Below are 16,951 nucleotides of genomic sequence, written 5' to 3' on the forward strand. Positions count from 1 at the left end.
CTTTACCTGGTGAAAGGTTGGTCGGCGTGGGTTTACGCCACAACGGCTAAGCACACGTTGTTTTCGTACAAATTCTGGTATCTGCTTGTTTTCCAGGCCATCATCAGGCATGCCAAGGACAGCCCAGGAAGAGACACCATGTTGCTCAAGATTAATTTGCCATTACGTCGCGCTTTTTGTCATACATCACTTGTAGTTACTGCCGGGGTGCTATCGGTAATGTTTAGCGGAAGCCTCTACGCTAACCCGCAGTTGATGACAGAAGTGGATGCCCGCGGTGCCGAAGAGCTACGCTATGCCAACTTTGAACAGTGGCGCAATGAGTTCCGTCGTTATGCAGCTGCTCAGGGGATCAGTGAATCAACGCTAGCCACCGCATTGGATAACGTGCGCTACCGTGAACGGGTGATTGAACTGGACCGTTACCAGCCGGAATTCGTGCGGCCTATTTGGGAATATCTCGACACTGCCGCCTCCGATACGCGCGTCAATGCAGGCCGTGAGAAACTTGACGCCCACCGCCAGACGGCATTAGAAATGCAGCAACGCTACGGCGTGCCCTCAGAAATCATCGTGGCGATTTGGGGCATCGAGAGCAATTACGGAAGCAATTTTGGTGATTTCTCGACCCTTGAGGCGCTCGCCACCTTGGCATACGACGGGCGTCGCCGGGATTTCGCACGCGGTGAACTGCTTGCGGCGTTACGTATTATTGACCAGGGCGATATCGCAGCCGAGCAAATGAAAGGCTCCTGGGCGGGTGCTATGGGGCATACCCAGTTTATCCCCAGTAGCTTTGAAGCTTATGCCGTGGATGGTGATAATAATGGCCGCCGTGATATCTGGGGCAGTATCCCCGATGTGATGGCCTCCACCGCCAACTATCTGGCGCGGGCAGGTTGGCAAGCAGGCGAACCCTGGGGGGTTGAGTTAGCGCTTCCTGCATCGTTTGATTATTCACAGACCGAGCGCCGCAGTAGCGCTGAGTGGGCGAGTCAAGGTGTACGCGCCCTGCAGGGTGAACTGCCCAATTTCGAGAGCGCGGCTATCGTCATTCCGGCCGGGGCGGAAGGGCCCGCCTTTTTGGTAGGCGCTAATTTTCGAGCGATTTTGCGCTATAACAACGCCACCAGCTACGCCCTGGCCGTGGCGACGCTGGCTGATAAAATTGCCGGGCGTGAGGGAATACGCCAGGCATGGCCGCGAGGGCAGACACCTTTAACCCGCGACGATGTCAAAGAACTCCAGCGGCGCTTGAATGAAGCGGGCTATTCGGTAGGCGGGGCTGACGGTGTGATGGGACCCAATACACGCCAAGGCGTGCGTGACTTTCAACGCAGCCAAGGCCTGACGCCGGATGGCTTCGCTACTCAGGCGCTGCTTGAAAGGCTGCGCTAGGTGCGTAGTTATGATTAATCACTTATTTCACCAAGGATGATGCTATGGGATTTGTGGCAAAAACGCTGTTAAGTAGTGTGCTGGTAAGTGCATTAGCCGCCAGCGCAGTGGCAAGCGATGATGATAAAGTGTTTGGCTGGGTTGAAAATGCCACCATAGAGCCCTGGGGCATCATGGTGAAGGCCAAGCTTGATAGTGGTGCCCTGACGTCATCTTTGGATGCGCGTGATATCGAAGTGTTTGAGAAAGAGGGCGAGGAGTGGGTGCGCTTTCGCTTAAAGCTAACAGACCAGCAGAACGACGAAGTGTTTAGCGACCGTCTTGAACGGCCGCTCTATCGTGAGTTGGCGGTGCGCGGCGCGGGCGGGCGTGATGAGCGCCCCGTTGTATTAATGGATGTGTGCATGGGCGATACGGTTTACGAAGAGCAGTTTAGCCTACGTGATCGCGAAGAAATGCATTATCCACTGCTGCTTGGCCGGCGTACCATCAGCCATTTAGGCTTGCTGGACGTGCGCGAAACATTCCAGCAAGAGCCATCCTGCAGTGACGATGCTGAGGTGGTGCCTCACGATCCAGAAGACCAGCAATCCTAGGTATTGAGCTCTAAAACAGCCGTGACAGCAACGCTGTGACGGCTGTTTCAACGCGTAAAATGCGCGGCCCAAGATGCATCCCCTCACAGCCAGCGTCCAGCAGTTTCTCAACTTCCCATGGGATAAACCCACCTTCTGGGCCGACCAACAGCAGCGTATTGTCGCTGATGCCACGTGGGCAGGCCATCGGCATGCCCGGGTGAGCCACAAGGCCATGGCGACCGCGAAGTAAAGCAGGCAGTTGCTCTTCAAGAAAGGGCCGAAAGCCTTTGGTCAGTGTCACGCTCGGTAGTTGGGTATCACGTGATTGCTCCAGACCCAGCACCAGGTGCTGATGAATTTTCTCGGGAAGAAGCTCTGGTGATTGCCAATAGCTTTTCTCTACGCGCTTGGTATGCAGTAGCGTAATTTCCTTCACCCCTAGCGCTGTCACATGCTCAAGCGTTCGCGCCAGCATGCGTGGTCGAGGTAGCGCGAGTACCAAATGCACGGGAAGAGCGGGGGGAGGCACGTCTGCTAACGGGTCAAGGACAAATACGGCAAGCTCAGTGGTTAATTCGACCAGCTGTGCTTTTCCCATTAAGCCACCCTGAACACCCACCGTTAACCGGTCACCGAGGGCGGCGCGATGGATGTCGCGTAAATGCGCTAATCTGCGTGCGTCTGTTATACGCGCATGGCCCTGGTGGTCGAGGTCGCTGGGGTGAAGCAAAATCAAATTCATAATCGGCATCTATTGGTCGAAGGGTGGGCACACTGTTGCGCAATATTCTACTCACATGGCTTGCATGGGCGCGTGGTGCAGGCACAATAATAGCATTGGGGAACACCCCCTATCGCGTTTAAGGAGATGCGCTGTGCGCGTAATTCGTAAGTATGCCAATCGCCGGTTGTACGACACTCAGCAAAGCCGTTATGTCACGCTTGAAGATCTGCGCCATCTTATTATTGAAGAAGCGCCGTTTCGGGTTGAGGATGCCAAAAGCGGTGAAGACCTGACGCGTACCATTCTGCTCTCCATCATTATTGAGCAGGAGCAGTCGGATAACGAAGCCGAAGTATTCTCTAACGACCTGCTGGCGCAGCTCATCCGGGTTTATGATATGTCGTCGCCTTTACCGCTGGCGCGTTATCTGGAGCAAGGCACGCAGCTTATGCTGGAGCAGCAAAAGCGTTTGCAAAGCCAATGGCAGCAGGCCATGCGCCATACGCCCATGGAGTTTATGCGCGAGCTGGCCGAAGAAAATATGCGCTTTTGGCAAAGCACCTTGAACCAGCCGCCCTCCACCAGCGACAAGGATGAGGATAAATCCTCCTAACGCCACGGGTGGTCACCTTGTGGCATAATGCGGCGCATAATCGCTCTCCCGTTCGAGAAGGAAGAACATGAAGGTTTTGATGATAGGTGGCGGCGGCCGCGAACATGCGTTGGCGTGGAAATTAGCGCAATCTGAGAATGTTGAGCAGGTATTCGTAGCGCCCGGCAATGCCGGTACGGCGACCGAAGATAAGCTGACCAATATCGATATTGCGGCCACCGACTTGGCCGGGCTGGAAGCATTTGCGCTCCAGGAGCGTATTGGCTTGACCGTCGTCGGTCCGGAAGCGCCTCTGGTCGAAGGCGTCGTTGACCGCTTCCAAGCGGCTGGCCTGACCATCTTTGGCCCTACCCAGGCCGCGGCCCAGCTTGAAGGCTCCAAGTCGTTTACCAAGGACTTCCTGGCACGCCATGCTATTCCAACGGCGGCTTATCAGACGTTTACCGCGGTAACGCCTGCGCTGGCATATTTACACACGGTTGGTGCGCCTATCGTCATCAAGGCGGATGGCTTGGCGGCAGGTAAGGGCGTGATCGTTGCCATGAGCGAAGTGGAGGCTGAAGCCGCCATTCGCGATATGCTCGAAGCCAATGCCTTTGGCGATGCTGGTGCTCGCGTTGTCATTGAAGAGTTTCTGGAAGGTGAAGAAGCGAGCTTTATCGTCATGGTCGATGGTGAAAACATCGTTCCCATGGCCACCAGCCAAGACCACAAGCGTGCCTACGATGGCGACACAGGCCCTAATACCGGCGGCATGGGCGCTTACTCACCTGCGCCGGTCGTTACGCCAGACGTTGATGCCCGCATCATGGAGCAGGTCATCGTGCCCACGGTTAAAGGGATGGCCGCTGAAGGCAATGCCTATACCGGATTTTTGTATGCCGGGTTGATGATCGACCAGACCGGGCAGCCCAAAGTGATTGAATATAACTGCCGCTTTGGTGACCCCGAAACTCAGCCCATCATGATGCGCCTGACGTCGGATCTTGCTGAGCTTTGCCTTGCCGGTGCCCAAGGGAAGTTGGCCGGTAAAACGTGCCATTGGGATTCACGTGCCGCGGTGGGTGTGGTCATGGCGGCGGGCGGTTATCCAGACAGCTACCGTAAAGGCGATGTCATTGATGGTTTGGCAAAAGCCGAGCAGCACAGCAAGGTGTTCCATGCGGGCACCGCGCTGAACGCGAACAACGAGGTAACGACCTCTGGCGGTCGTGTACTGTGTGTGACGGCACTGGGCGAGAGTGTATTTAGCGCACAGCAGCAGGCTTACAAAGGCGTCAAGGAGATTCGCTGGGAGGGGGCTGAATATCGCCGTGATATCGCTTACCGTGCTATTGCGCGAGAAAAAGCGTAATAAGCGCGTTGATACCGTAGCGCAAGGGGCGGGCCACTTATCACCACCGAAAGGAAACAGGTATGGAGCGTGTCACGCTGGATTTTCCCGCTAACGCGGTTATTCATCGTCACCCTTTAACGGTGCGGGTAACCGATATGAATTACGGTCGGCATTTGGGGCATGACACAGTGGTTTCGCTGCTACATGAAGCCCGCGTTCACGCTTTTTCCGCCCTGGCGCTATCGGAATGGGACATGCACGGCTATCCAAGCGTGGTGGCCGACCTGGCCGTGCAGTATCAACGTGAAGCGCGTTGGCCTGATGCGTTGATCATTGAAACGGCGGTGCCTGAGCCGCAGGGCAAGGCATTAACCGTTTACCAGCGTATTTTGCAGCGCGACGGCGAACATATCGTGGCGACCGCCCGCGTTAACCAGTTGCTCATCGACGCCAATAGTGGGCGGCCGGTTGCGATACCTGAGCCCATCAAGCAGGCCTTGGCCCAAGCGAGGAGCGCTTAATGTCGCGGGAATATCCCATTATCGCCGTGACAGGCTCTTCGGGTGCGGGCACCACGACCGTAAGACGAAGCTTTGAGCGCATGTTTCTACGCGAAGATGTACATGCGGCCATGGTGGACGGTGACGCTTTTCACCGCTATACACGCGACGATCTTCACCGCATGTTTCGTGAAGAGCCTGAGCGTAAGCATGAGCTCTCGCATTTTGCAGTCGAAGCTAACCTGCTTGACCGCCTTGAAGGGGTGTTTGCCGAGTATGGCGAGCATGGCACGGGCACGTTTCGGCACTATATTCACGCGGAAGACAAGCAGAAAATCGAAGCGGGCTACCGCGTAGGCACCTTTACGGAGTGGCAGTCGCTCCCATGTGGTACCGACCTGTTGTTCTATGAAGGTTTACATGGCGGGTTGGTAACCCAAGAGTATGACATTGCTCGCCATGTGGATCTGTTGGTAGGCGTTGCGCCGACCATGAATCTTGAATGGATTCAGAAGATTGACCGTGATACCAAGCTGCGTGGCTACTCCCAGGAAGCGGTGATCGATACGATTCTGGGCCGCATGAACGATTACGTGCGCTATATTCAGCCGCAATTTTCCCGCACCCATATCAACTTTCAACGGGTGCCTACCGTCGATACGTCCAACCCCTTTGAAGTGCAGGATATCCCCACAGATGCCGAATCGTTTGTGGTGATCCGGTTTCGTGATCCATCAACCGTTGATTTTCCTTGGCTTCTTGCAATGATCAAGGATGCCTTTATGACGCGGCCACATACGCTGGTCGTGCCTGGCGCGCGCATGTCATTAGCCATGGAGCTGATTTTGGCACCCCTGGTGCGCCATTTATTATCCCAGCGCCGCTTTCGTTAACCGCGTTTGCAAATGCCGGGCGACAAGCTGCAACGATAACAAGGAGTGGGTATGGAGTGTTTATTCTGCAAAATCATCAATCGTGAGATCCCGGCTGATATCGTTTATGAAGACGAGCGCGTTCTTGCCTTTAACGACATTAGCCCTATGGCGCCCACTCATCAGCTGATTATTCCCAAAAAGCACATCGCAACCTTAAATGACATTGAAGAAGGTGATCTTGAGCTGGTCGGCCGTTTGCAGTTCACTGCTGCCAGGCTTGCCAAGCAGCAGGGCTTTGCCGAAGACGGTTATCGTGTTGTGATGAATTGCAACGAAAAGGGCGGTCAGACGGTGTACCACATGCACATGCATTTATTAGGTGGCCGTCAGTTTACGTGGCCTGCGGGCTAACATACGGCCTTCAAGCTATCTTTAAGACAGCCTTTAAGACAGTTTGCTGTTAAGCGGAGTAAGCCATGAAGCGCCAGCTTAGTCGGTCTGATTGCTTAATTCATCAGTTTGATACAGCGTTACGGTCGCTGATACCTCGCGCCGCTACATCACAGCGTAACCACCCCGCCAGTAAACTTGCAGATAGGGTGTTTGATGGCCACCAACGACGTCATACCGCAGGCCTGATGCGTGTTAATCATGTGATTGGTGTATCGAATCAGGCGCTGTATCAGGGCCAGAGTATTACCGCAGCGCTTCCCCACGCGCGTACGCAAATGGTGCAATCCGCTGCGGAGGCGTTTGATCACTTGGCGTGGTGTGAAGAGCGGCTGGCGCAACTGAATAGTCGCACCAGCTACTTTACGCCCTTTTTCTATACCGCTGCATTTGGGGTTGGGGCTATCTCTGGGTTAACCAGCGAGCGTCTAAGCCTTGGTATGATTGCCGCTACCTGCGAGCTTTCAGGTAAACACTTTGAAGAGCAGCAGGCCAGGCTAATGGCAGACGATCAGCGCTCGCATGCGCTGCTTCGTCAGATGGCTGCGGATGAAGTGCACCAGGCGCATTTAGCGATAGAGGCGGGGGGCCTGCGTTTCCCTGCGCCGATTAAATGGGGGCTACGGTTTATCGCTCAAGGTGCCACTAAAGGCGCCTACTATTTCTGATGTGCTATTTCTGACGTGCTATTGCTTAGTACCGGCATCGGGAATGAAAAGCATCAGCAAGGAAGGCAAGTTATCCTTAAATTCTTGACGAATGGCGAGTTATCGCCAACGCTTAATCATGTCAACGCTAATCGTACGTAAGGTAACGTGCGTTTTCTAAAGCAGAAAAGCGTCACCAGGGAAAAGGAGAAAGACGATGCTAGGCAATGCGATGCTGTTTTTGATTATTGCGATTATCGCCGGTGTGCTTGGGTTTTCGGGGATCGCGGGGGTTGCATCGACCATCGCGCAAATTCTATTCGTTCTGTTTCTCATCCTGTTTGTGGTATCGCTCTTTACAGGGCGACGCCGTTAGCATAAGGGCTACTCATAGAGACCTTTCATAAAGGCTTTTCATAAAGACTTTTGATAGAACCAGCTAAACAAAAAGCCCCGTTTGGGGCTTTTTGCATACGGGGCAGCCGTACTGTTACCGGGTATGGAACGCTAAAAAATCAGGCATCAATACGCTTGTACTTCATGCGCTTGGGCGTATCGTTACCTACCCGCTTTTTATGATCGTCTTCATAGTCGGTATAGTTACCGTCGAAGAAGACGACTTCAGAATCACCTTCAAACGCCAGAATGTGCGTGGCAATACGGTCCAGGAACCAGCGGTCATGAGAAATCACCATGGCGCAGCCTGGGAAGGCAAGAAGGGCTTCTTCAAGCGCACGCAGTGTCTCAATATCAAGGTCGTTAGATGGCTCATCCAGCAGGAGTACGTTGGCGCCCTGTTTGAGCGTTTGAGCAAGCTGCAAGCGTCCTCGCTCACCGCCGGACAGTTCATCCAGGCGCTTCTGCTGGTCATTACCTTTAAAGTTAAAGCGACCAACGTAGGCACGTGAAGACACTTCGTAGCCGTTGATGTTGAGAATGTCCTGCTCGCCAGATACCGCCTGCCAAACCGTCTGCTTGTCATCAAGCGCATCACGTAGCTGCTCAACGTAAGCGATCTCAACCGTGTCTCCGATGACCACTTCACCCGTGTCTGGCTGCTCTTTACCGGTGATGAGTTTAAACAGGGTCGATTTACCCGCACCGTTTCCGCCGACGATGCCAACAATCGCACCTTGGGGAATAGTGAAGGAAAGATCTTCATACAGCAGCTTGTCTTCAAAGCGCTTGGAGACATTATGAAACTCGATGACCTTATCACCCAAGCGCGGGCCAGGCGGAATATAGATCTCATTGGTTTCATTGCGTTTCTGGAAGTCGCCGGACTGCATTTCTTCAAAGCGGTTAAGGCGGGCTTTGCTTTTGGCCTGACGACCTTTAGCGTTACTACGCACCCACTCAAGCTCTTGCTTGATGGCTTTTTGCCGCGATGCTTCCTGCTTGGCTTCCTGGGTCAGGCGGTGCTCTTTTTGCTCTAGCCACTGAGAGTAGTTGCCTTCAAACGGGATGCCTTGGCCACGGTCGAGCTCCAGAATCCAGCCCGCTACGTTGTCCAGGAAGTAACGGTCGTGGGTAATCGCCACAACGGTACCGTTATAGTCATGCAGGAAGCGCTCCAGCCAGGCAACCGATTCGGCATCCAGGTGGTTGGTTGGCTCATCCAGAAGCAGCATGTCCGGGCTTGAAAGCAGTAGGCGACAAAGCGCGACACGCCGTCGCTCACCACCTGAAAGGTTGCCTACTTTGGCATCCCACGGTGGCAAGCGAAGCGCTTCGGCAGCGACCTCAAGCTTACGCTCAAGGTTATGGGCATCGGCGGCTTCAATGATGTTTTCAAGGCGTGCTTGCTCGCTTGCCAGTGCATCGAAGTCGGCATCAGGCTCAGCGTAGGCAGCATAAACAGCGTCCAGCTTCTCCTGCGCTTCCTTGATAGCGCCTAGTGCTTCTTCAACGGTGTCGCGGACATTTTTCTCATCATCAAGCTGCGGTTCTTGGGGGAGATAACCGACATTGATACCCGGCATCGGACGAGCTTCACCCTCAAACTCTTTATCGACACCCGCCATAATGCGCAGCAGTGTGGATTTACCGGCACCGTTTAAACCCAAAACGCCGATTTTGGCGCCCGGGAAAAACGATAGCGAAATATCCTTGAGAATTTGTTTTTTGGGTGGCACAACTTTGCCAACCCGGTTCATGGTGAATACGTATTGCGCCATGGAAATCCGTTAGGTTGATGAATGAGACAGCAACGTGCTGAGTAGCCTCAGATGATAGTGCTCTGTGCTTGGAAAGGCCAGAAGATGCCACCGGGCAACATCCAATGGCTATAAAAAGAAAGCGTGGGTTTTGTGATGTGTTGGATGGTGATGAAGAGGGCAACTGGCTCGCTGCCCACTTAAAGCAGCTATTTACGCATCCCAATCATCTTCAATGGCACGCTGTAAACGACGCTCCTCAAGCCACGCTTCCACCTGTCGGCGGGCGCGTAACGAGTCGGTTTTGCTTGGTTTATGCTTGCCGTATTGATCATCGTTTACGGCATCAAGATTATCGAATTCGTCAGCTTCAAGGTTTTCTGCTGAGTAGTTCTCACGATTTAAGGGGTCACGGCTCATGGTATGCCCTCCAACCCAGGCCGGCAGGCCGGCGTCACGATGGCTTCGTTTGAAAGAAGCGCCTAGCCGCTATATAGCGCTACATGGGCTGAAGGTCAAGTGTTGGCGTTAATTAATGAGTCCTGTGCTTTATGGGCGGTGTTATCACTGCGTTGTCATTCAGCTTCAGCTAAAGCCAGTTGTGCTTCCACGCGCTCAGGAACATCTTTTTGTACGCCGATGAAATACATCAGCTGGTCTGTTTCATCAAAAACGGGTGTTGTGGAGAGCGTTGCATTGCAATCATGTCTGTTATTCCACCTCGGGCAGTTTCAGCGCACTAAGCACCGCCCCAGTCGCCGTAAGTGCCAAAAGCAACAGCAACGCCGCACTACCCAGCCATTGGGCCAGCCCGCCAATAATGCCGCCGACGACGAGCATGAGCAGGCCGGTTAAGGTATTGGAAAGAGCAACATACAGAGCCCTGTCATCCTGGCTTGCCATATCCACAATATAGGTTTTGCGCCCCAGGCGGACACCGTGATGGACGATCACCAGCAACGCATACACCAAGGCATATGGCCAAACACTCTGAGTCCAGGCACCGGGTAGCCAGGCCAAGCCAGCGCCTAGTAAACAGCAAGTAACGGTGCCAATAGCCGCATTACGCATTACACGGCGGCTGGATTGGTCGGCTAATTTACCCCAGACAGGGCTTGCCACCATTGCTGCAAGACCTGATACCACGACAAGCAGACCAAGCCCACCCAAATCAGAGCCGCTTTGCTGCTGGCCGAGTAGCGCAATGTAGGGTAGCGCCAGTGCGCTGGAGAGCAGCAATGCTCTGGCAACATTGAAATGTAGAAACGTGCGATCCTTTTTTAAGAGCGATAAGCCAAGCTTGATGCTGTCCCAAGCGCTCTCTCCACCTTCCACTGCACCTGGTACTTCTTTAATACGTGCAACACAGAACGCGTTTAGTAGCCAACTGAAGGCGGCAACGCTTAAGAGTACCGCCAGGGAGAGGTTGCCTGGTTGATTACCCAGCAACATCAGTACGCCACCCGCCGCCAGGGTTGCGCCGCCCGCTAGGCTACCGCTCCACCCCATCAGGGCGCCTCGGCGGCGTTTGGCAATGGTTTTGCCCATGACATCTTTGCTGGCAATTGATGAAAGCCCGCGTGCCAAGGAGAGCAGCACAAGTACAGCTAACACCGCAGCGCCACCCAGGCTTCCGCTCCCCACAAGTGCCAAGACAGCAAGTGCAAATGCGGCAAGTGCCTGGAACAGCGCACCTAAAACCCAAACGCCTTTACGCTTGGGTTTTAGACGAATAAAGCCCGCCACGAATATCTGGGGTAACAGGGCACCAGACTCACGGATAGGCACCAACAGCCCCACCATCCAGATGGGCGCGCCAATAATCCCCATTAGCCAGGGAAGCACCAAGCGTGCGCTGGATAGCTCGTCAGCAAGCTTATTCCCCAGGGAGGCCCATAAGTGCAGAAAAAAATTACGTGGTTGTTCGGCGCAGGCCTGCTCCGGAATATCAGCACAGAGTCGGCTGTCCTCATCGCCCGTTAGCCACTCAAAAACACGCGCTTGAGAAATATTGGGTCCAGCCATTACAGCTCCTTGGCGGTTATACTCCTGGAATGACAAAATGCAGCGACAGAATGCCACCATTATATGGGTAAGGAGACCGAAAGTGTCACGGATCCAGATTCGCTATTGCACGCAATGCCAATGGCTTTTACGCAGTGCCTGGTACGCTCAGGAGCTACTCTCCACTTTCGGGGAGGATTTAGATGAGGTGGCCATTGCACCTGCGCATGGCGGTACCTTTGAAATTTGGTGTGATGACACCTTAATTTGGGAACGCAAGCGTGATAGTGGCTTTCCGGACAGCAAAGTGCTGAAACAGCGTGTTCGCGACCAGATCGAACCGCACCGTGACCTGGGGCATATCGACCGATGAACCAGGATCGTCAGGCTATTCTTTACGGGCTAGGTGCTGTGGCGCTGTGGTCAACGGTGGCGACTGCTTTTAAAGTTGGCCTGGGTTTGATGGGGCCGGTTGAATTAATGTGGCTGGCGGCGTTGGTTTCCTGGCTTTTAATGGGCGCTCTGGTGCTTAAACAAGGTGCTATGAGGCAGGCGTTAACTAGCGGATGGAAAACCGCCTTATGGGCGGGGATCATGAATCCCGTGGCTTACTACCTGGTGCTGTTTGCTGCTTATGATCGCCTGCCTGGCCAGGAAGCGATGGCGCTTAATTATACATGGGCGCTAGCGATGGCATTCCTGGCGGTTCCCATACTGGGGCAGCGGTTAACCCGGGTGGATATTTTGGCAGGTGTGGTGGCTTATGCGGGCGTATGGGTAATTGCGACACGGGGCGCAGTACTCAATGTGTCGTTTGCGGACCCTGTTGGCGTGCTGTTCGCGCTTTCATCGACTCTGTTATGGGCGCTTTACTGGTTGTTTAATGCACGTGATCGTCGAAAACCTATCGTCGGGCAGTGGCAGAACTTTACCGTTGGACTACCGGTGTTAACCGTTTTATTGCTTATGGGGCCTGGGCTTCAATGGCATGGCTGGAAAGGTTTTGGTGCCGGGGTCTATGTTGGGCTGTTCGAAATGGGGATCGCGTTTGTCCTGTGGCAAATGGCCGTTCATAAGGTTTCACGCACAGCGAAAGTCTCGACCCTGATTTTTCTTTCGCCTCCGGTTTCGCTGATGCTGCTTTATTTAGTGGTTGATGAGCCTCTGCTTTTCTCTACGTTTATTGGATTGGGGCTGATTTTATTTGGGTTGGCACTTCAGCAGCTTCAGGTGAAGCCTGTTGCTGTCGAGCAATAAGTCCCATTTTTATCGCCCGCTGCGCATGGGTTGGGTACAGGAAAAGCATGATGCGCCATCAAGCCGCTCTATGTGTCGGAGCCTCTGTGGCCAGCGTAGCTTTCCTTGCCTCAACCTTGGGCGGCGAAGACCATTTGTGATCAGTTGGCCGATGCCTGATAACCACCGGCCAAAAGCGGTTCAAGCTCAGGCCACACGTTATCCAGAATCATAGGCTGTGCCTCGGCCGTGGGGTGGATGCCATCCTCCTGCATAAGCTGTTCGTTAAGTGCCACACCCTCTAATAAAAACGGCAACAGCGGCACGTCATACTCTTCGGCCAGGGAGTAGTAAACGCCGGTAAAGGCATCCCGGTAGGCCTGGCCATAGTTGGGGGGAATATCGATACCTAACAGCAGCACCTGAGCATCAACCTCCTGGCTTTGCTCAATCATACTTGCCAGGTTAGAACGCATCTGATTGGGCGCAAGGCCACGCAAACCATCGTTGCCACCCAGCTCCAATAGCACGATATCAGGCTGCTGTTTCTCCAAAATGGCGCTAAACCGCTGTAATCCCCCTGAGGTGGTTTCGCCGCTAATACTGGCGTTTACCACCGTTGCCTGGTCGTCCAAGCGCTCTTCCAGCAGGGTGACCCAGCCTTGCTCATGTTCGATACCATAAGCAGCACTCAAGCTATCGCCCATAATGAGTACGGTAGGGGGCTCGCTTGCGTTGATCGCAGGAGCGCTTAAGGTGACTATCAGAACCACTAGGTAGCCAGTTACCATACCGTTACGTTTTTGCCATGCCACAGGGATGCCTCGCTTCATGCCTTACTCCTCAGATAAAGCTGCATACTCGTCCAACGCTGATGCATCGCCACAAGCAGACAGCCACTCTATCACCGACGCCACTGCACAGGGCAAGGTTCCCCATGCCCCGTTGAGTCGGCCTGTGCTGCATGCAGAAATGCTATCGAAGAAAGTGACCAGTGGCGAACGCACGCTAACTATTCTGGATCAACTGTCGTTAAGCGTAGCAGCTGGGGAAAGCGTCGCCATTTTAGGTAAAAGCGGGGCTGGAAAATCAACCCTGTTGGGCCTGCTCGCCGGGTTGGATACCCCCAGCGATGGCGAACTCACGCTGTTTGGTAAGGCGCTTAGTCGTTTGGATGAGGATGGCCGTGCGGCGTTAAGAGCTGGGCGCGTGGGCTTTGTGTTCCAGAACTTTCAGCTACTACCCACCTTAAGCGCGCTAGAGAATGTGTTACTGCCTTTGGAGCTTTCACCGCGCGCCGGAGAAGACCATATTGCCCAAACATGGCTTGCTAAAGTGGGATTGGGTGAACGCGTAGACCATCTACCCAAGCAGCTTTCGGGCGGCGAGCAGCAGCGAGTGGCGATTGCCCGGGCGTTTGTCACCGATCCTGAACTGGTGTTTGCGGATGAGCCGACCGGCAACCTCGACCCTGATACCGGCGCTCAGGTGATCGACCTGCTGTTTACCTTGAATCATGAGGTTGGAACAACGCTTATCCTGGTCACCCACGACCACGCTTTGGCACGCCGCTGTGATCGATGCCTGCAATTAACCCAAGGGCAACTAATCCCCTTTGTACCTGCTGATGTACCTGCTGAATCCAGCGTGGCAGGAGAGGGGCAATGAGCGATATGCCATGGCGGCTGGCCGCCAGAAGCTTAAGGCGTGACTTACGCTCGGCGGATGTTCGTGCGCTCTTTGTCGCCCTCGTGCTGGCGGTTGCCGCCTCCACTATGATCGCTTTTTTTCTCGACCGGTTGGAACGCGGCCTTGAGCGTCAGGCTGGGCAAATGCTGGGAGGGGATATCGTATTGGAGCAGCGCACTCCTTTTTCAGAAGCGCTACGCACGACGCTGGAAGAGGCTGGCTTTACGCTAAGCGACCAGGTCGGACTGGTCTCCATGATCAGCTTAGGGGACCGTTTTCAACCAGCTAGCCTCAAAGCCGTGGATGACGTGTACCCGCACTATGGTGTATCGCGTGTTGATTTAGGGGAGGGGACCGAACAGATAGCCTCGGGGCCACCAGCGGGACAGGCATGGGCAGACCCGCGCTTGGCGCAGCTGATTGAGGTAGAGCTTGGCGACCGTGTACAGGTAGGGCGAACCGAGTTAACCATCAGCGGCATTATCGAACGGGAAGCGGATCAATCCGCTGGCTTTAGTAATTTTAACCCCCGCTTGATGCTCAATACGGCGGACCTGGAAGCAACCGGTCTTGTTCAGGAAGGCTCGCGTGTCGAGTTCGAATTATTGGCGGCCGGGCCTCCTCAAGCCATCGACAACGTGCAAGGATTACTCACCGAGTTGCGCCAGCAAGGGGTCGAGGTGCGTGATGTTCGAGTGGACCGGCCGCAATTAGGTAACGCACTGCAACGCGCAGACAGCTACTTGGGATTGGCAGGGCTTGCCGCTGTACTGTTGGCCGGGGTCGCGGTCGCCATGTCAGCAAAGCGCTATGTTGAACGCCATCTGGACACGGCAGCGTTGCTCCGCTGCTTTGGCGCTAGCCAGCAACAGCTTGTCATGCTGTTTAGCCTACAGCTGATCGGGCTGGCGTTGGCGGCGTCCTTGCTTGGCGCACTGCTCGGCGTAGCGGGACAGGCGCTGTTGCTGCATCTTTTGGCCAGCTTTTTACCTATTACGCTACCGCCGCCGGGCATTATGCCGCTATGGCTGGGCGTATTAACAGCGATGGCGGTGCTTGTAGGGTTTGCCGGGCCAACGCTATTACGCATTAAACAGGTAAGTGCGCTGAAAGTGCTGCGTCGAGAGTTGGACCCTTTGCCTCCTGCCGCCTGGTGGGTAGCCGGTGTTGCCGCTATCGTATTTGGCGGCCTGCTATGGCTCTATTCCGGTAGTGCGCCTTTGGCGGTCGCCCTGCTATTGGGGGGAAGCATCATGCTCAGTGCGCTTTGGGGCATCAGCGCGCTGCTACTCAATGGCATTCTTCACGGCATAAAAAAACTAACGGGCACAAGCGAGTGGATGCAGGCATTGCGCCTGGGCGGGCGCCAACTAGCGCGTCGCCGCCAAGCAGGCGTGGGCCAACTGCTGGCATTCTCTGTCACGTTCTTTGCCATGGCGATGATCGTACTGGTGCGTGGTGACCTGCTTTCAACCTGGCAGGCCCAGTTGCCCGATGACATGCCCAACTACTTCGCCATTAATATCCAGCCTGATGAGCGTGACCCCTTTGAGCAAGCCGTGGCGCCCCGTGTTGATATCCAAAGCACGCTGTATCCCATGGTGCGTGGGCGTATTACCGCTATTAATCAGCAGCCCCCAATGAACGCTGTGCCAGAGGATGCCAGAGGCGATGGCGCACTGCGCCGCGAGCTAAACCTGACCTGGCAGGCCGAGCTGCCTGAAGATAACCAGATAGTGGCGGGAGAGTGGTTCTCCAACGAAGCACCCGCTGATGAGCTACCTGTTGATAAACCACAAGGCTGGCTAGGCGCGGTTGATGCAGTATCTGCCGATACCGTGCCTGTTTCCATTGAAGAAGGCCTGGCGGACCGGCTGGGACTATCACTCAACGATACGCTCACCTTCTCTGTGGGCGGTGATGAGCTGATGACGCGTATCACCAGCGTGCGCAGCCTCAATTGGGACACTTTTAAGCCCAACTTCTTTTTGATTTTCCCGCCGGGCGTGTTGGAGTCGTTTGGACATAGCTATATCACTGCGTTTCATCTGCCTGACGAGGAGCAAGGCCTAATTCGCCAACTGGTGAGCGACTTCCCCGGTGTATCGTTAATAAACGTTGATGCCATTTTAGGCCAGGTACGTGATGTGCTAACTCAGGTAACGCGTGCCATCGAGCTTGTACTGGTACTGGTGTTGTTGGCGGGTGTCAGCGTGCTCTATGCTGCCTTGACCGCAAGCCAGCCGGTACGCGCCCATGAAAGTGGCCTACTGCGTGTCTTTGGAGCAGGTCAGCGAATGATTTCCCGCGTCCAAGGGGCTGAGTATGCCCTGTTGGGTTTTACCAGCGGTTTAATGGGCGCTGTACTGGCCGAAGTCGCGACCGCCGCACTCTATCTCTACTGGCTAGAGCTACCGCCGCGCTTTCACCTTACGCTATGGCTAGCGCTACCCCTTGGCGGCGCGCTGCTGATTGGTTTTATCGGCCATGCGCTATCGCGCGGGCTACGCCGCCAAGCGCCTGCGGCGAGCCTGGGGCTTTTAGGTGAGGCATGACGTAATCTTGTAGGAAAAGCCCAGGAGGCTTAAGGCCTCCTGGGGTTGAGTCAACCCCATCGCTGGCTGAAGCCTGCTTATATGGACCCGTCCCGTTGTGCAAGTAAGGCACGGATGGACAAGGAGGAGGACTGCACGCTTATATCCGGCCCTTGGTGATAGCATGCGGCTATCTGGCCCTGATGGAATG

18 protein-coding genes are annotated in these 16,951 nt (G+C 54.8%); 13 read left to right on the plus strand and 5 right to left on the minus strand.

Annotated elements, in window-relative coordinates; all coding sequences use genetic code 11:
* Positions 1–138: 138 nt before the first annotated feature.
* Positions 139–1,398 (plus strand): lytic murein transglycosylase, encoded by a 1,260-nt coding sequence (locus ACT3TJ_RS06365; protein WP_172116100.1) that lies wholly within the window; start codon positions 139–141, stop codon positions 1,396–1,398.
* Between the two features lie 44 nt (positions 1,399–1,442).
* Positions 1,443–1,994 carry a retropepsin-like aspartic peptidase RloA3 gene (gene rloA3 / locus ACT3TJ_RS06370; protein ID WP_193057053.1) on the plus strand — a complete coding sequence of 184 codons (552 nt, stop codon included), beginning with the start codon at positions 1,443–1,445 and terminating at the stop codon, positions 1,992–1,994.
* A gap of 10 nt (positions 1,995–2,004) precedes the next feature.
* On the opposite strand, the gene ACT3TJ_RS06375 is transcribed toward rloA3, so the two are convergent.
* Complete coding sequence (locus tag ACT3TJ_RS06375; protein ID WP_193057052.1) at positions 2,005–2,718, minus strand: 16S rRNA (uracil(1498)-N(3))-methyltransferase; 714 nt, start codon at positions 2,716–2,718, stop codon at positions 2,005–2,007.
* A gap of 133 nt (positions 2,719–2,851) precedes the next feature.
* Here ACT3TJ_RS06375 and phaR point away from each other — a divergent pair, with 133 nt between their 5' ends.
* The 7 genes from phaR (at position 2,852) to ACT3TJ_RS06410 (ending at position 7,497) form a co-directional block, all read left to right on the plus strand.
* Positions 2,852–3,313, plus strand: a complete 462-nt coding sequence (gene phaR / locus ACT3TJ_RS06380; RefSeq protein WP_193057051.1) for a polyhydroxyalkanoate synthesis repressor PhaR — start codon at positions 2,852–2,854, stop codon at positions 3,311–3,313.
* Between the two features lie 67 nt (positions 3,314–3,380).
* Positions 3,381–4,667: a phosphoribosylamine--glycine ligase gene (purD, locus tag ACT3TJ_RS06385; RefSeq protein WP_193057050.1), complete on the plus strand. Its 1,287-nt coding sequence runs from the start codon at positions 3,381–3,383 to the stop codon at positions 4,665–4,667.
* A gap of 62 nt (positions 4,668–4,729) precedes the next feature.
* Complete coding sequence (locus ACT3TJ_RS06390; protein ID WP_193057049.1) at positions 4,730–5,170, plus strand: acyl-CoA thioesterase; 441 nt, start codon at positions 4,730–4,732, stop codon at positions 5,168–5,170.
* A complete protein-coding gene (locus tag ACT3TJ_RS06395; protein ID WP_172116106.1) occupies positions 5,170–6,042 on the plus strand; it encodes a phosphoribulokinase in 873 nt (290 codons plus the stop codon). The genes ACT3TJ_RS06390 and ACT3TJ_RS06395 overlap by 1 nt, the downstream gene beginning before the upstream one ends.
* Before the next feature lie 51 nt (positions 6,043–6,093).
* Positions 6,094–6,435, plus strand: a complete 342-nt coding sequence (locus ACT3TJ_RS06400) for a histidine triad nucleotide-binding protein (protein WP_441678293.1) — start codon at positions 6,094–6,096, stop codon at positions 6,433–6,435.
* Positions 6,436–6,500: 65 nt separating this feature from the next.
* Positions 6,501–7,142, plus strand: coding sequence for a 2-polyprenyl-3-methyl-6-methoxy-1,4-benzoquinone monooxygenase (coq7, locus tag ACT3TJ_RS06405; RefSeq protein ID WP_441678295.1), 642 nt, complete (start codon positions 6,501–6,503; stop codon positions 7,140–7,142).
* Positions 7,143–7,338: 196 nt separating this feature from the next.
* Positions 7,339–7,497: a DUF1328 domain-containing protein gene (locus ACT3TJ_RS06410; RefSeq protein ID WP_018918588.1), complete on the plus strand. Its 159-nt coding sequence runs from the start codon at positions 7,339–7,341 to the stop codon at positions 7,495–7,497.
* 139 nt (positions 7,498–7,636) lie between these two features.
* Here ACT3TJ_RS06410 and ettA read toward each other — a convergent pair whose 3' ends face one another.
* The 3 genes from ettA to ACT3TJ_RS06425 form a co-directional block, all read right to left on the minus strand.
* Positions 7,637–9,298 (minus strand): energy-dependent translational throttle protein EttA, encoded by a 1,662-nt coding sequence (gene ettA / locus ACT3TJ_RS06415; RefSeq protein WP_172116109.1) that lies wholly within the window; start codon positions 9,296–9,298, stop codon positions 7,637–7,639.
* A gap of 192 nt (positions 9,299–9,490) precedes the next feature.
* The gene (locus ACT3TJ_RS06420) at positions 9,491–9,697 is read right to left on the minus strand and encodes a PA3496 family putative envelope integrity protein (protein ID WP_172116110.1); all 207 of its coding nucleotides are present in this window, start codon (positions 9,695–9,697) and stop codon (positions 9,491–9,493) included.
* Between the two features lie 291 nt (positions 9,698–9,988).
* On the minus strand, positions 9,989–11,302 hold the full coding sequence (locus tag ACT3TJ_RS06425) for an MFS transporter (RefSeq protein WP_441678297.1): 1,314 nt from the start codon (positions 11,300–11,302) through the stop codon (positions 9,989–9,991).
* 82 nt (positions 11,303–11,384) lie between these two features.
* On the opposite strand from ACT3TJ_RS06425, the gene ACT3TJ_RS06430 reads away from it, so the two are divergent.
* Both ACT3TJ_RS06430 and ACT3TJ_RS06435 read left to right on the plus strand, forming a co-directional pair.
* Entirely contained in the window at positions 11,385–11,654 is a 270-nt protein-coding gene (locus ACT3TJ_RS06430; protein WP_328515367.1) for a SelT/SelW/SelH family protein, read from the plus strand.
* Complete coding sequence (locus tag ACT3TJ_RS06435) at positions 11,651–12,538, plus strand: DMT family transporter (protein WP_193057026.1); 888 nt, start codon at positions 11,651–11,653, stop codon at positions 12,536–12,538. Before ACT3TJ_RS06430 ends, ACT3TJ_RS06435 begins: the two co-directional genes overlap by 4 nt.
* Positions 12,539–12,678: 140 nt before the next feature.
* On the opposite strand, the gene ACT3TJ_RS06440 is transcribed toward ACT3TJ_RS06435, so the two are convergent.
* Positions 12,679–13,350: an arylesterase gene (locus ACT3TJ_RS06440; protein ID WP_193057025.1), complete on the minus strand. Its 672-nt coding sequence runs from the start codon at positions 13,348–13,350 to the stop codon at positions 12,679–12,681.
* On the opposite strand from ACT3TJ_RS06440, the gene ACT3TJ_RS06445 reads away from it, so the two are divergent.
* Together ACT3TJ_RS06445 and ACT3TJ_RS06450 are read left to right on the plus strand one after the other, a co-directional pair.
* A complete protein-coding gene (locus tag ACT3TJ_RS06445) occupies positions 13,349–14,185 on the plus strand; it encodes an ABC transporter ATP-binding protein (RefSeq protein ID WP_407647903.1) in 837 nt (278 codons plus the stop codon). The two genes, ACT3TJ_RS06440 and ACT3TJ_RS06445, sit on opposite strands and share 2 nt — an antisense overlap.
* Positions 14,182–16,761, plus strand: coding sequence for an ABC transporter permease (locus tag ACT3TJ_RS06450; RefSeq protein ID WP_193057024.1), 2,580 nt, complete (start codon positions 14,182–14,184; stop codon positions 16,759–16,761). The genes ACT3TJ_RS06445 and ACT3TJ_RS06450 overlap by 4 nt, the downstream gene beginning before the upstream one ends.
* The last annotated feature ends 190 nt before the right edge of the window (positions 16,762–16,951 follow it).

This window comes from Halomonas sp. AOP30-A1-24 (genome assembly GCF_052378165.1).
In the GTDB taxonomy this organism is placed as follows: domain Bacteria; phylum Pseudomonadota; class Gammaproteobacteria; order Pseudomonadales; family Halomonadaceae; genus Vreelandella; species Vreelandella citrativorans.

Bases quoted from the DNA above. Each gene is read 5' to 3' on its own strand.
- ACT3TJ_RS06365 (WP_172116100.1), top strand. From the start codon at position 139: ATGTTGCTCAAGATTAATTTGCCATTACGTCGCGCTTTTTGTCATACA.
- rloA3 (WP_193057053.1), top strand. From the start codon at position 1,443: ATGGGATTTGTGGCAAAAACGCTGTTAAGTAGTGTGCTGGTAAGTGCA.
- ACT3TJ_RS06375 (WP_193057052.1), bottom strand. From the start codon at position 2,718: ATGAATTTGATTTTGCTTCACCCCAGCGACCTCGACCACCAGGGCCAT.
- purD (WP_193057050.1), top strand. From the start codon at position 3,381: ATGAAGGTTTTGATGATAGGTGGCGGCGGCCGCGAACATGCGTTGGCG.
- ACT3TJ_RS06390 (WP_193057049.1), top strand. From the start codon at position 4,730: ATGGAGCGTGTCACGCTGGATTTTCCCGCTAACGCGGTTATTCATCGT.
- ACT3TJ_RS06395 (WP_172116106.1), top strand. From the start codon at position 5,170: ATGTCGCGGGAATATCCCATTATCGCCGTGACAGGCTCTTCGGGTGCG.
- ACT3TJ_RS06400 (WP_441678293.1), top strand. From the start codon at position 6,094: ATGGAGTGTTTATTCTGCAAAATCATCAATCGTGAGATCCCGGCTGAT.
- coq7 (WP_441678295.1), top strand. From the start codon at position 6,501: ATGAAGCGCCAGCTTAGTCGGTCTGATTGCTTAATTCATCAGTTTGAT.
- ACT3TJ_RS06410 (WP_018918588.1), top strand. From the start codon at position 7,339: ATGCTAGGCAATGCGATGCTGTTTTTGATTATTGCGATTATCGCCGGT.
- ettA (WP_172116109.1), bottom strand. From the start codon at position 9,298: ATGGCGCAATACGTATTCACCATGAACCGGGTTGGCAAAGTTGTGCCA.
- ACT3TJ_RS06420 (WP_172116110.1), bottom strand. From the start codon at position 9,697: ATGAGCCGTGACCCCTTAAATCGTGAGAACTACTCAGCAGAAAACCTT.
- ACT3TJ_RS06425 (WP_441678297.1), bottom strand. From the start codon at position 11,302: ATGGCTGGACCCAATATTTCTCAAGCGCGTGTTTTTGAGTGGCTAACG.
- ACT3TJ_RS06435 (WP_193057026.1), top strand. From the start codon at position 11,651: ATGAACCAGGATCGTCAGGCTATTCTTTACGGGCTAGGTGCTGTGGCG.
- ACT3TJ_RS06445 (WP_407647903.1), top strand. From the start codon at position 13,349: ATGCCTTACTCCTCAGATAAAGCTGCATACTCGTCCAACGCTGATGCA.
- ACT3TJ_RS06440 (WP_193057025.1), bottom strand. From the start codon at position 13,350: ATGAAGCGAGGCATCCCTGTGGCATGGCAAAAACGTAACGGTATGGTA.
- ACT3TJ_RS06450 (WP_193057024.1), top strand. From the start codon at position 14,182: ATGAGCGATATGCCATGGCGGCTGGCCGCCAGAAGCTTAAGGCGTGAC.